The following is a 12,835-nucleotide window of genomic DNA, read 5'->3' as shown; positions in this document are numbered from 1 at the left end:
CTACATCCGGTTCGGGGAGCGCTGGGTGCCCTACCCGTTCCAGCACAACCTGACGGCGGCGCTCGCGCACGCGGCGCTGATGCCGGTGTTCTTCGCGGTGGCGGCCGACGTCGCCCCGCCGGAACGGCAGGGCTCGGCGGTGGCGCGGGTGTCGCTGGGGTTCAGCCTCGCGATGATCGCCGGGTTGCCGCTGGGCACCGCGCTCGGCCACTGGTCGGGCTGGCGGGTGACGTTCTGGGCGATGGCGGCGCTCGCGACGGTGGCGCTGGTACTGGTCGCGCCGATCGTCCCGGACGCGGCGCCGGGCGGATCCGAGGGGCGTGCGGCCGAACTGCGGGTGCTGGCCGACCGGCGCGTCCAAACGGTCATCGCGGTGACGGCGCTGGGCGCGGCCGGAGCGTTCACCGCCTACACGTTCGTGACGCCGTTGTTAAGCGAGGTCGCCGGGTTCGGCTCCACGGCGGTGACCGTCCTGCTGCTGTTGTTCGGGGTCGGCGGGACCGTGGGCGGCCTGGCCGGAGGACGGCTCGCCGACCGGACGGTGACCGGCTCCATCGTCGCGGGCATGGCCGCCTTGTCGGTGTCACTGCTCGGATTGGGCCTGCTGGCCGGGCAACGGGTCGGAGCGACGGTGTTCCTGCTGTTGTTCGGCGCGGCGTACTACGCGGTGATCCCAACGGTGAACACCCGCATGATCGAGGTGGCGTCCAGCCGGGCGCGGACGCTGGCGCTCACGTTGCAGAGTTCGGCGTTCAACCTCGGCATCGCGCTCGGCGGCTGGCTCGGCGGACGCGTCATCGACGTCGGTCCAGGCCTGCGCTGGACGCCGGTGGCGGGCGCGGCCGTCGCCGCGCTGGGCTGGGGCGTCGCGATGGCAGCACACCACCGTTCCGCGACCGCCCTGCCCGTTGGGATGATGGACGCGTCGCACGGAGTCGATCCCGCACGGCAGTGATCTCGGGCGGCGGAAGGAAAGGCGACGGCATGCGCATCGGGGAGCTGGCGCGCGCGACGGGCACGACGACGCGGGCGCTGCGCTACTACGAGGAACAGGGACTGCTGCGTTCGCGGCGGTCGGCGAACGGGTACCGCGAGTACGGCCCCGAGGCCGGACGTGTGGTGGACAACATCCGGCTGCTGCTGGCGTCCGGGCTGACCAGCAAGGACCTGCGGGCGCTCGGAGAGTGCCTCGGTGACGACCTGTTCGGTGACCACGTCTGCGCCGAGTCCGGCCCGAAGGCCGAGGTCTTCCAGCAGCGACTCGCGCTGCTCCGGCAGCGCATCAACGAGCTGGTCGTGGTGCACGACCGACTCGCCGCCCGCCTGGACGACCTGCAGCGCCCCACTCCACGATCCGGCCGAGAGGTCGCCTGAGCCCAGCGGACGCGACGTCGGGGACGGCTTGAAGCGGTCGCCCCCGCTCCGGAAGTGTCAGGGCCCTGCCGACGGACGGTTCGATGTTCGAACCAGCGACTGTCCGGCAGATCCTGGTGTTCGGCTGAGGTGGATCTTGGGTCGGGGGGGTGATGGTGTGTCGTGGTGCGACGGCATGAGTTGACCGGACCATCGCCCCTTGTTCCGCCACCTGCGTCGTCATCTCAACGCGTGAGGAAGTTGGGCGGAGTGTCGAGCTCGATCAGTTCGATGCCTGGCGCGTCCAGGACGACATCACCGGCCAGGTGGACGTGATGGACCTCGCCGGTCGCCAGGTCCGTCACTTCGTACTGCTCGACGGGCAGGGAGCCGCTGTCGGTCTCATGCCTTGCCACGGAGGCGAGCCGCCAGCGCCATGCCTCGGTCAGAGTCGCCAGCGCGAGCCCGGTCACGCGCACAAGCCGCACGTCCACCGCCGCTCCGCCCGGCAATGCGGAGAGCGTCGCATCTCCGCCGCCCACGTCCCCGAACTCCCCGGCCCCTGACTCCTCCGAGTGTGATGCTGCCTCATCCAAGCCATCCGCGAAGGAGACGGCCGCTGACGGAAGCCCAGCCTCGTCTCTCCCGATCCCCAGCGCCGCGAAGCTCGCCCTCTCCGCGTCGGCCGCGAGGCTTGCCTTCTCCGCGGCCAGGGACGCAGCCCCCGAAGGGACGGCGTTTGGGGACCCGGTGATCGGAAGGGCGTTAGCCGACGACGCGGCGGCTACCCGTGCGTTTTCCAAGTCCGGAACCGAGGCTGTGCTCGAAAGCGTGGGGCTCGGAGGTGGGGGGCTCACAGAGGCGAGGCTGTTCGTTGCCGGATGCGGGGACTGCGAGCGTGCGTTGGTCAGGTAGTGGGCGGCCGCTATGAGGAAGGCCGGCGATTCGCTCAGGAAGCCTGAGGCTGCGGCCGAGTGTTCGACGGCTTCGCCGGACGAGGTGGCGCGGACCCATGTGATCTCGCGTCCGGTGACGCCGCCGCGCAGCCACCAGTCCGGGGTGACGATCTCAACTCTGATCTGCCGCCAGCGCGAGTCCACAACGAGGTCGAGGCGCGTCCCGTCCGTGGGGGAGCCGACATAACGCCAGCCGCCCGGGCCGGGGGCGCAGTGGAAGCGCTCCTCGGTGCCGTCCTCCAGGTGCAGGTATGTTCCGCGGGGCACCCGGCTGACGGTATCTCAGGAAGCAGAGTTGCCCGCAGCCTGCGTCTCAAGGAACAGCGTTGTCCCCCCGCTGTCCGCCGTTCGCGTCCCACGGCACCCGGTTCCGCGCTCCCGGGCTGAACCGGGGGCTCGGTGCGTGCTCTCCCGATTCTTGAGAGGGGGCGAGTACGACGAGTGCCGCGAGGCCGCAGCGTCCGAGCGGCTGGTCAGGCGGTGCCGAGGCGCCAGGAGTGCAGGTAGTCCTCTTGTTCCGGGGTCAGGGCGTCGATGGCGATGGACATGGAGGCCAGCTTGAGGCGGGCCACCTCGGTGTCGATGTGTTTCGGGACCTCGTGGACCGCCGGCGGGAGAGCGGGCGCGGACTCGACCAGCCACGCGCAGGTCAGTGCCTGGTCGGCGAAGGACATGTCCATGACGGCGGCGGGGTGGCCCTCGGCCGCGGCCAGGTTGACCAGGCGGCCTTCGGCCAGCAGGACGAGGCGGCGGCCGTCGGCGAGGACGTACTCGTCCGCCTGGGGACGGACGCCGGGGTGGACGGCCACGGCCAGGTCGGCGAGGGCCCGCACATCGATCTCGACGTCGAAGTGGCCGGAGTTGGCGAGGATGGCGCCGCTCTTCATGACCGCCAGGTGCTCAGCGGTGATCACGTCCCGGTTGCCGGTGACGGTGATGAAGACGTCGCCCGCCCGGGCGGCCTCGGCCATCGGCAGGACGGTGTAGCCCTGCAGGGCGGCGTCCAGGGCCTTGACCGGGTCGATCTCGGTGACGACCACGCGGGCGCCGAGGCCGCGGGAGCGTTCGGCGAGGCCGCGTCCGCAGTAGCCGAATCCCGCGATCACGATCGTCTTGCCCGCGAGCAGGGTGTTGGTCGCGCGGACGATGCCGTCCAGCGTGGACTGGCCGGTGCCGTACCGGTTGTCGAACATGTGCTTGGTGTCGGTGTCGTTCACCGCCACCATCGGGAAGCGCAGCGCGCCCTCGCGGGCCATCTGGTGCAGCCTGATCACGCCGGTCGTCGTCTGCTCGCAGCCGCCGCGCACGGTGCCGAGCAGGTCGACGCGTTCGGTGTGCAGCGTGTTCACCAGGTCGCAGCCGTCGTCCAGCACCAGGTCCGGTGCGGTCTCGAGAGCCTGGTGGATGTGCCGGTAGTAGCCCTCGCGGTCGGTTCCGGCGCGTGCGAAGACCTGGGCCCCGTACTCGTGGACGAGCGCGGCCGCCACGTCGTCCTGCGTGGACAGCGGGTTGGAGGCGGCGAGCGCGACGCTCGCGCCGCCCGCCTGGAGGGTGCGGATGAGGCCGGCGGTCTCCGTCGTGACGTGCATGCACGCCGCGACCCGGAGCCCGGACAGCGGCAGATCGGCCGCGAAGCGTTCCCGGATCTGGCGCAGCACCGGCATGCTCCGGTCGGCCCACTCGATCCGCTTGACGCCCTCGTACGCCAGCGAGGCGTCCGCGACGTCGCTCATCCGATCTCCCTCAGTCGATCTTCGGCCTTCCGCTGGATGCGACGGAGCCGCCGCGCGACCGGTTCCCCGGTCGGCACGGCGGCCCCAGGCTCGTCCGGACCCTACCCCGCGGTTCCACGGCCGGCGCGTCCCGCCGGGCCCCTTCGCAGGGAGTTCGGAGGAACCCGGCCGTGGGTCTCCCCGGCCTGCCGCCGCGCTGGGCGCGCGGCCGGGGCGCTGCCCGGAGGCCCTGGCCGGGTGGTGCCGGCCAGGGCGGTGCCGCTCGCGGTGGGTCGGTCAGTAGCGGTAGTGGTCCGGCTTGTACGGCCCCTCGACGTCGACGCCGATGTAGTCGGCCTGCTCCTTGGAGAGCGTGGTGAGCTTGACGCCCAGCGCGTCCAGGTGCAGGCGGGCGACCTTCTCGTCCAGGTGCTTCGGGAGGACGTACACGCCGACCGGGTACTCCTCGGTCTTGGTGAACAGCTCGATCTGCGCGATCACCTGGTTGGTGAACGAGTTGGACATGACGAACGAGGGGTGGCCGGTGGCGCAGCCCAGGTTCATCAGGCGGCCCTCGGCGAGGACGATGATCGAGTGGCCGTCGGCGAAGCGCCACTCGTGCACCTGCGGCTTGATCTCGATCTTCTCGATGCCGGGGGTGCGGGCCAGCCCGGCCATGTCGATCTCGTTGTCGAAGTGCCCGATGTTGGACACGATCGCCTGGTGCTTCATCTGCGCCATGTGGTCGGCGCGGATGATGTCCTTGTTGCCGGTCGTGGTGACGAAGATGTCGGCGATGCCGACGACGTCCTCCAGGACGGCGACCTGGTAGCCGTCCATGGCGGCCTGCAGCGCGCAGATCGGGTCGATCTCGGTGACGATGACGCGCGCGCCCTGGCCCTTGAGCGCCTCGGCGCAGCCCTTGCCGACGTCGCCGTAGCCGCAGACGACCGCGACCTTGCCGCCGATGAGCACGTCGGTGGCGCGGTTCAGGCCGTCCAGGACCGAGTGGCGGCAGCCGTACTTGTTGTCGAACTTGGACTTGGTGACCGAGTCGTTGACGTTGATCGCCGGGAACTTCAGCGTGCCCGCCTTGGCCATCTCGTACAGGCGGTGGACGCCGGTCGTGGTCTCCTCGGTGACGCCCTTGACGGACGCGGCGGTCTCGGTCCAGCGGCCGGGGGCGTCGGCGATGGTGCGGCGGAGCGTGTCGAGGATGATCTTCCACTCCTCGGGGTCGTCCTCGGAGGCGGACGGGACGGCCCCGGCGGCCTCGTACTCGGCGCCCTTGTGGACGAGGAGGGTGGCGTCGCCGCCGTCGTCCAGGATCATGTTCGGGAAGGAGCCGTCCGGCCAGCGCAGCGCCTGGTCGGTGCACCACCAGTACTCCTCCAGCGTCTCGCCCTTCCAGGCGAAGACCGGGACGCCCTTGGGGTCGTCGACGGTGCCGTCGCGGCCGACGACGACGGCCGCGGCCGCGTGGTCCTGGGTGGAGAAGATGTTGCAGGAGACCCAGCGCACGTCGGCGCCGAGGTCGACCAGCGTCTCGATCAGGACGGCGGTCTGGATCGTCATGTGCAGCGAGCCCATGATCTTGGCCCCGCGCAGCGGCTGGGAGTCGGCGTACTCCTTGCGGGTCGCCATCAGACCCGGCATCTCGTGCTCGGCGAGCCGGATCTCCCGGCGGCCGAAGTCGGCGAGCGAAAGGTCTGCGACCTTGTAGTCCATGCTTCCGTTGCTCCTCTGTTGCGATCCTCGGACACGCCGTACGCGAGCGAGTCTAGGGGCGGGGGCGGGCGGCGAGAACGGTCGGCCGCGACTTCCTGACACAAATTTGTCAGAATTGGCCCCATGCGCATCACGGAGGCCGCTCGGCGGCTCGGCACCTCGCCCCGCATGCTCCGCTACCGCGAGCGGCTGGGCCTGCTGCCGCCCACCCGCGACTCGGGAGCGGGCGGCGGGCACCGGCGCTTCGGCGAGGCCGAGCTGCGCGCCGTCGCCCTCGCTCTGGCGCTGGAGAAGAGGTTCGACATCGGCCCCGCCGAACTGGCCTTCGGAGTGCGCGTGCTGGCCGAGCCCGAGGTCCAGGCGCGCGTCCGTGAGCTGGGCGAACGCATCGGACGGCTGTCCGCCCCGCCGGCCCGGGCGCTGGACTTCGAGAAGGAGAAGGCGTTGCGGCTGCTCCGCCGGCCCGGTCTACGCTCGGGCAGGACACAGCCCTGACCACCCCCGACGGGAGCAGCCGACCAGGTATGAAGGACAAGATCCCCCAGCTGGTGGGCGTCGTCGCGGGCATCCTGCTGCTCGCCTGGGGCGTCTACCGGCTCGTCGCCCCGCCCGGATGCGAGGGCGTGCGCATGGCCCCGGACGACGTCTGCAGGACGTCCACGCGGGGCCGGGTGTACGTCCAGACCTACGAGGAGCGGAGGGCCGCTCTTCACAGGTGGGGTTACGTCATGGCCGCGGCGGGCCCTGTGCTGTCCGCCGGTTGCCTGGCGGGCATGGTCGTCTCGTCCCGCCGCCGCTCCCGGGTGCCGGTTCGGTAGGCCGTCCGGACACTCCGCCAAGTCCCCCGTTAGGTCCCGCCTATGGGCAGCCCCCGTATGGGCAGCCTCCTGCCGACCGCTGAGCAACAGCTCCTTGGCGTGGAGGCAGAACACCGGGCGGACGGTCGGCACCGCCGCGGATCTACTCGGACGCGCCGTTCTCGCCCGGGACGACCAGACCCGACTCGTACGCGAGCATCACGGCCTGAGCCCGGTCACGCAGGTTCAGCTTCGTGAAGACCCTCGCGACGTGCGTCTTCACCGTGTGCTCGCTGACCACGAGCCGCGCGGCGATCTCGGCGTTGGACAGGCCCGCCGCCATGAGGACGAGCACCTCGGTCTCGCGGGCGGTCAGCGTGGACAGCGCGGCGGGCGGGGTCGGACGCGTCCGCCGCTGCTTGCTGAACTCGCGGATGAGGCGGCCCGTGACCTGCGGCGCGAGCAGCGAGTCGCCGCGGGCGACGATCCGGACGGCGGAGACCAGCTCGTCGGCCGTCGCGTCCTTCAGCAGGAAGCCGCTGGCGCCGACGGCGAGGGCCTCGTAGACGTACTCGTCCACGTCGAAGGTCGTCAGCACCAGGACGCGGGTGCCGTCGGTGGCCGATCCGCCCAGGATGCGTCGGGTGGCCTCGATGCCGTCCATGCCGGGCATCCGGATGTCCATGACCACCACGTCGGGCGTGTGCTGCTGGGCCAGCCGGACCGCCTCGCGGCCGTCCCCGGCCTGGCCGGCGACGGTGATGTCGGGCTGGGCGTCCAGCAGGGCCGCGAACCCGGCGCGCACGATCGTCTGGTCGTCCACGACCAGGACCTTGATCACGGCAGCGCTCCCCACCGCCGCGCGTCCGCCCGCGTTCCGTACGCCGGCCCGGCGGACGGGCGACCGGACGGCGCCGGACGGGCCGAAGCGGTGCGGACGGGCGGTGCGGTTCCGGTCGTGTCGCCGCGGTCAGCGACTCGTCCCTGGCTCACCGGCGGGGTCCTCCCTCGTCAACGGAAGTTCGGCCTCCACCACGAACCCGCCGCCCGCGGCGTGTCCGGCGGAGAACCGTCCGCCCAGCATGGTCGCACGTTCCCGCATGCCGAGGATCCCGTGGCCGCCGCCCGACTGCCCGTTCCCCGCACCCGAAGGGCCGTCTCCGGCCCCTGACGGGCCGTACCCGGCACCCGTCGGCCCCTGTCCCGCGCCGGTCGGCCCGCCCCCGGGAGCGGTGGGCAGCACCGCAGTGGGGCCCGCCGCCTGGTTCAGGTTCAGGATCTTGGTCTGCCCGTCCGCGCCCTCGTCGCGGACCCGGACGGCGAGCCGGTCGGGCAGGTAGGTCAGCTCGATGTGGACGTCCGCGCCCGGCGCGTGCCGTCGCGCGTTGGTCAGCGCCTCCTGGACGATCCGGTACGCCGACAGCTCGACCGTCGCGGACAGGTCGCGCGGCCGACCCTGGACGACCAGGTCGGCGCGGCCGCCCGCGCCCTGGTGCTGGTCGACCAGCTCGGGCAGCCGGTCCAGGCGCGGCTGCGGCGCGGACTCGGCTCCGGCGCCCGCGTCCGCGCGCAGCACGCCCAGCAGCCGGCGCATCTCCACCAGCGCCTCGCGCGCGGTCCTGGCGATCTCGGTGTAGCCGGCGCGGGCCTCGGGCGACAGGTTCTCCATCGTGTACGGCGCGGTCTCCGCCTGGACGGCGATCATCGACACCGAGTGCGCCACGACGTCGTGCAGCTCGCGCGCGATGCGGGCCCGCTCGCGCATCACGGCCTGCTCCCGCTGGACGGCGTTCAGCCTGGTCAGGGTCTCGTTGTTGCGTTCCTCGGCGGCGGCCTCGGTGCGTCCGGCGCGTTCGACCGTGCGGCGGGCGTCGCCGAGGCCGATCGCCGCCAGGACGGCGACGACGGCGGCGGGCCACGGGACGTCGCTGAGGGTGTCGGTGGCGAGGTAGACCACGGCGACGGTCACGACGCTGCCCACGGCGAGCACCCCGGCCGACTGGCGCGGCAGCTGCCGGGCCAGCGCGTACAGCGTGTAGAGGGCCGCGAGGACGGTCGTGACCAGCACCTCCTGCCCGGTGAGCAGGCTCGCCGCGAACGCCCCGAGCGCGACGGCCGCGACCGGCCGCAGGTACTCGCGCCGCCAGATGAGCGGCAGCGTCGAGGCCACGGCGAACCCGCCGGCCACGCTGATCGGCGTCCGGACGCCCGGGGCGAGCTCGGCGAGCGCCGCGATCGTCAGCGCGAATCCGGTCAGCGGTGCGAAGTACCAGGATTCGGTGAATTCGCGCCATCCGTTGATCCACCGGGGCAGCGGCGCCGTCACCGTGGTGGACGCCGCACCGCCAGGCGGGACTCCCGGCGCGCCCGGGGCTCCCGGTACCGCGCCCGGGGGCGGTTGGACGCGCGGCCCGTTGAGGCGGGCGGAGACGCGCCGCCCGAGCGGGCGCAGCACCGCGCCGAGGCCGGTGAGGATCCACAGCAGCAGCTGGCCGACGCCGGCGACGACCCGTCCGGACAGCAGCCACGCGTGGCGCGCGAGGGCGGGGCCGAACGCGGTCGGCGGGGCGGGATTATCGGAATGGTCGTCGCTGGTCACCCTTCCAGTCTGACCGCAGTACGGACTGCCACACCTCACCGTGCGGAGCCATGCGGAGGACCCGTATCCCCCTGGAGGACGACATGCGTTCCCTCCCTGAGGGGGACGTCAGGACGAGAGCCGCCGCCGTAATCTCTTAACCGTGACCGACGCGGCGGCGTCGCCGACATAGGGGGTTCGGCGGGCCGTCGAGGTCACGCGATGCCGTCCGGTTTTCAGGGGTCCGGTCGGCGTGCATGGAAGGCGCCCCGCGTCGGCCGGCCTGCCTCCCTCCGGGGGCAACGCCGATCTTGCCTGGGCTGGGGTCGATCCGGCATCCGGCCGGCCGGCGAGGGGAGCTGCCTTCCCATGATCTGTACGCGGCTTTTGCCCGCCGCTCCCCCGTCCCGCCCGCGCCCCGCCGGACAATCGTTGTCCGGGGGGTTTCATGATCTTTCAACGACACCGCGCGCGGACCATCGCTCTCACCGCCTTCCCGCCGTCGCTCGCCGCGGCGGCGCTCACGACGACGCTGACAGCGCCCGCCACGGCCACCGGCGCCGAGACGGCGTCCTGTAGGGCGGGCGCCCTTTCCCAGTTCGGGGCTTGTGTGACGCCCGTATCGCCTGCGAGGGCGGCGTCCTCGCCTGTCACCTCGACCACCCGCCGGGCACACCGGGCGACCCGGCTGAACGAGTGCTGGTGCTGGCGTTTCCTGCGTCCCGAGGGGCTCACGGGCGAATCGTCCCTGACCGGGATCAGCGCGCCGTCCGCCAAGAGCGGCTGGGCCGTCGGACGACTCGGATCCGCCCCGCTGGCCTTGCGCTGGACGGGCACCCGCTGGCGACGGACACCGCTGCCCCTGCCCGACGGCACCCGCCTCAGCGCGGTCTCGGCCGGATCGGCGCACGACGCGTGGATCGTCGGTTCGAGCGCGGACGGCACGGCCCGCACCGCCCACTGGAACGGACGGCACTGGACGCCCAGCGCGCTGCCCGGCGCGGGCGGGAGACCGATTCTCGCCAACCACGTGGCCGTGCGCGCGCGCTCGGACGTGTGGGCGGTCGGGAGCTCCAACGGATTCGCCGGAACGATGGCCGTGGCCTGGCATTTCGACGGACGGAAGTGGACCGTCACCCCGACGCGCTCAGCGCCCGGAAGCACCCTGAACGCCGTCGCGGCCGACGCGCCGAACGACGCCTGGGCGGTCGGCTCCGGCGGAAACGGGCAGCTCCTGCTCCACTGGACCGGCCGCTCCTGGACTCCCACGGCTCCGCCGCGGTCGGCTCCGAGCGGTCCCCTGTCCGGCGTGGTCGCCCTCGCCCCGGACAACGTGTGGGCGGTCGGCTCCGGCCCCTCGGGCGCGCCGTTCGTCGAGCACTGGGACGGCCGCGGATGGGCGCTCGTCCCCACGCCGCTGTCCGGCCCACCGGGCGGCCGGACCGCGAGCCCGCAGGGGACGGACGGAACGGCGGCCATCGTGTCGGACGGCGCGAGGGGCGTCTGGATCTCCGGCACGGGCGCGGGTTCCCGGCACTACCTCGCGCACTACGACGGGGCCGCCTGGGACGTCTCCCGTCCGCCGCTGCCGGGCGCCTCCGCCGGAGCCTCCGCCTCGATCAGCGCGCTGACCCGTGTTCCGGGCACCCGCGAGGTGCGCGCGGCGGGTGCGGTCGGGAGAGCGGACGGCTCGCCCCCGACCGCCCTGACCTGGACCAACACCCCGCGCCCCCGCTGATCACGGAAGCCAGGCCCGTTCGAACGCGGGGCCACTCGGGAAAGACGCGGCCCACTTGGGAAAGGCGGGGCCCACTCAGAAGGCGTGGTTCAAAAGTCCGGCCCGCATCGCGACGTGCGCGAGGCGGGCCGGAGCGCTCGGGGGAGCTCAGGTGGTGGGAGTCGGCTGGGCGCCGGAGCGGTCGATGTCGGGCTCCAGGTAGATCAGGCGCGCCTCGGGGAACCGGGCGCGCACCTTCTCCTCGGCGGCGTCGATGCCGCGGGCGACCTCGGCGGCGGTCTCGTCGTGGTGCACGGCGATCTTGGCGGCGATGAGGAGCTCCTCGGGACCGACGTACTCGGTGCGGATGTGGATCACGCGGTCCACCTCGGGCACCGACTCGAGGGTCTCGACGATCTTGGTCTGGGTCTCCGGGTCGGCGCCCTCGCCGATCAGCAGGCTCTTGGTCTCGATCGACAGGACGGTCGCGACCGCGGCGAGCAGCACGCCGATCGCGATCGTGCCGACGCCGTCCCAGATGCCGTTGCCGGTGAGGACCGCGAGGCCGACGCCGAGCAGCGCCAGAATCAGGCCGATGAGCGCGGCGGCGTCCTCCAGCAGGACGACGGGGAGTTCGGGGGCCTTGGCGCGCCGGACGTACTGGACCCACGAGCGGGAGCCGCGGGTGTGGTTGGCCTCGCCGATCGCGGTCCGGAAGCTGAGGCTCTCCAGCACGATCGCGATGACCAGCACGGCGAACGCCCAGACCGGGGACTCGACCTTCTCCGGGTGCTGGATCTTGTGGAAGCCCTCGTACAGCGAGAACGCCGCACCGACGGTGAACAGGACGACCGCCACGATGAAGGCGTAGAAGAAGCGCTCGCGGCCGTAGCCGAACGGGTGCCGCTCGTTGCGCTCGCGCTCGGACCGCTTGCGCCCGACCAGCAGCAGCACCTGGTTGCCGGAGTCGGCGACCGAGTGGATGCCCTCGGCGAGCATCGAGGACGATCCCGTGAAGCCGAACGCGACGAACTTCGACACCGCGATCCCGAGGTTCGCCCCCAGCGCGGCGATGATCGCCTTGCCTCCGCCTTCAGCACTCATACGTCCGCAATCCTCGCCTTGAGCTCCTGGATGGTCGCCACCGGGGTCGGGTCGACACCCAGTGCGATCGCCAAGTAAACCGTGACATAGTCGGCAACGGCTACAAGTGTCGCCATTCTCTCGAGCGGGTGCTCGCCCTCCGCGCGGATCTCGGTGACCGGGACGCCGCGCGCCGCGGCCAGTTCCGCCGACACCCGCCGCCGCTTCGCGACCTGCGGAAGTTCGTCGGTGTCGCGCATCAGGACCAGGTGCAGCCCGTGCTCGGCCTCGTCCGAACGGTCGCGGAAGAAGTCGTCCGGATCACCGCCGCCGGCCGCCCGGCCGAAGAACCCGTCGAACGCGACGATCTGGTTGTGGCCGGCCTCGGGCAGCTCACCGAAGACGCCCGGGTACTTGGCGTTCTCGTTGAGCTGGCAGCACATCCGGTAGGCGGCGACGCCCGCGATCGGCGAGGAGCCCCAGACCATCGGGACGTCGCCGGCGAGGTCGAGCGCGATGCGCTTGGCCGGGTTCACGAACGGCTCGCTGTCCGGACGGCAGCGGTGGGCGACGTCCTCCAGCCGGGAGGCGGTGGACTCCAGCACCTCGTCCGGGACGTCGGCCAGCCGCAGCGCGCGGGCCGCCATCAGCAGCGGGACGGTCAGCCCCCACAGCGTCGCGCGCGGCTGCCCCACCGACCGGACCGGGACGAACAGCCCGCGGGCCCGCTCAGCGAGCCCGGCCAGCGGCGAGTCGGCCCCGCCGACCAGCAGCAGCCGGCAGCCGCGCCGGGCGGCCTCCGCGGCGACCGCGAGGGTCTCCTCGGTGCCGCCGGAGCAGGACACGGCGATCACCAGGTCGGCGGCGCCCACCCAGCCCGGCAGCCGGTGGTCGCGGACGGTCAGCACCGG

12 protein-coding genes are annotated in these 12,835 nt (G+C 72.5%); 5 read left to right on the top strand and 7 right to left on the bottom strand.

From position 1 onward, the window contains the following. Nucleotides 1–955 (top strand): MFS transporter (locus AB0J52_RS11025; protein ID WP_500181410.1); only part of this gene is annotated, 955 nt, incomplete at its 5' end. Between the two features lie 29 nt (nt 956–984). Further along, a complete protein-coding gene (locus AB0J52_RS11020) occupies nt 985–1,374 on the top strand; it encodes a MerR family transcriptional regulator (protein ID WP_500181409.1) in 390 nt (129 codons plus the stop codon). 224 nt (nt 1,375–1,598) lie between these two features. Here AB0J52_RS11020 and AB0J52_RS11015 read toward each other — a convergent pair whose 3' ends face one another. From AB0J52_RS11015 to ahcY (AB0J52_RS11005), 3 genes are all read right to left on the bottom strand, one after another. Then, a complete protein-coding gene (locus AB0J52_RS11015; RefSeq protein ID WP_500181408.1) occupies nt 1,599–2,576 on the bottom strand; it encodes a hypothetical protein in 978 nt (325 codons plus the stop codon). Nucleotides 2,577–2,782: 206 nt separating this feature from the next. Continuing rightward, nucleotides 2,783–4,042: an adenosylhomocysteinase gene (ahcY, locus tag AB0J52_RS11010; RefSeq protein ID WP_500181407.1), complete on the bottom strand. Its 1,260-nt coding sequence runs from the start codon at nt 4,040–4,042 to the stop codon at nt 2,783–2,785. A 276-nt stretch (nt 4,043–4,318) separates the two neighbouring features. Continuing rightward, on the bottom strand, nt 4,319–5,749 hold the full coding sequence (ahcY, locus tag AB0J52_RS11005) for an adenosylhomocysteinase (protein ID WP_500181406.1): 1,431 nt from the start codon (nt 5,747–5,749) through the stop codon (nt 4,319–4,321). Between the two features lie 123 nt (nt 5,750–5,872). Here ahcY (AB0J52_RS11005) and AB0J52_RS11000 point away from each other — a divergent pair, with 123 nt between their 5' ends. Together AB0J52_RS11000 and AB0J52_RS10995 are read left to right on the top strand one after the other, a co-directional pair. Further along, nucleotides 5,873–6,244, top strand: coding sequence for a MerR family transcriptional regulator (locus AB0J52_RS11000; protein WP_500181405.1), 372 nt, complete (start codon nt 5,873–5,875; stop codon nt 6,242–6,244). A gap of 29 nt (nt 6,245–6,273) precedes the next feature. Beyond that, the gene (locus AB0J52_RS10995; protein WP_500181404.1) at nt 6,274–6,567 is read left to right on the top strand and encodes a hypothetical protein; all 294 of its coding nucleotides are present in this window, start codon (nt 6,274–6,276) and stop codon (nt 6,565–6,567) included. Between the two features lie 142 nt (nt 6,568–6,709). On the opposite strand, the gene AB0J52_RS10990 is transcribed toward AB0J52_RS10995, so the two are convergent. Beyond that, entirely contained in the window at nt 6,710–7,387 is a 678-nt protein-coding gene (locus AB0J52_RS10990) for a response regulator transcription factor (protein WP_500181403.1), read from the bottom strand. Nucleotides 7,388–7,516: 129 nt separating this feature from the next. Further along, complete coding sequence (locus AB0J52_RS10985; RefSeq protein ID WP_500181402.1) at nt 7,517–9,145, bottom strand: sensor histidine kinase; 1,629 nt, start codon at nt 9,143–9,145, stop codon at nt 7,517–7,519. A 427-nt stretch (nt 9,146–9,572) separates the two neighbouring features. Between AB0J52_RS10985 and AB0J52_RS10980 the strand changes: the two genes are divergently transcribed. Continuing rightward, nucleotides 9,573–10,862, top strand: a complete 1,290-nt coding sequence (locus AB0J52_RS10980) for a hypothetical protein (RefSeq protein WP_500181401.1) — start codon at nt 9,573–9,575, stop codon at nt 10,860–10,862. Nucleotides 10,863–11,009: 147 nt separating this feature from the next. Here the strand turns inward: AB0J52_RS10980 and AB0J52_RS10975 are convergent, their stop codons facing one another. Further along, entirely contained in the window at nt 11,010–11,945 is a 936-nt protein-coding gene (locus AB0J52_RS10975; protein WP_500181400.1) for a cation diffusion facilitator family transporter, read from the bottom strand. Next, a partial coding sequence (locus AB0J52_RS10970) for an SIS domain-containing protein (protein WP_500181399.1) occupies nt 11,942–12,835 on the bottom strand: 894 nt, incomplete at its 5' end. The genes AB0J52_RS10975 and AB0J52_RS10970, both read right to left, overlap by 4 nt.

It is taken from the genome of Spirillospora sp. NPDC049652 (genome assembly GCF_040675125.1).
Classification (GTDB): Bacteria; Actinomycetota; Actinomycetes; order Streptosporangiales; family Streptosporangiaceae; genus Spirillospora.
The sequence above is the reverse complement of the archived record's forward strand: the minus strand, read 5'-3'. Positions and strand labels throughout refer to the sequence as shown.

Coding starts and splice junctions, on each gene's coding strand:
- AB0J52_RS10975 (WP_500181400.1), bottom strand. CDS start 11,945: ATGAGTGCTGAAGGCGGAGGCAAGGCGATCATCGCCGCGCTGGGGGCG.
- AB0J52_RS11020 (WP_500181409.1), top strand. CDS start 985: ATGCGCATCGGGGAGCTGGCGCGCGCGACGGGCACGACGACGCGGGCG.
- ahcY (WP_500181406.1), bottom strand. CDS start 5,749: ATGGACTACAAGGTCGCAGACCTTTCGCTCGCCGACTTCGGCCGCCGG.
- ahcY (WP_500181407.1), bottom strand. CDS start 4,042: ATGAGCGACGTCGCGGACGCCTCGCTGGCGTACGAGGGCGTCAAGCGG.
- AB0J52_RS10980 (WP_500181401.1), top strand. CDS start 9,573: ATGATCTTTCAACGACACCGCGCGCGGACCATCGCTCTCACCGCCTTC.
- AB0J52_RS11000 (WP_500181405.1), top strand. CDS start 5,873: ATGCGCATCACGGAGGCCGCTCGGCGGCTCGGCACCTCGCCCCGCATG.
- AB0J52_RS10995 (WP_500181404.1), top strand. CDS start 6,274: ATGAAGGACAAGATCCCCCAGCTGGTGGGCGTCGTCGCGGGCATCCTG.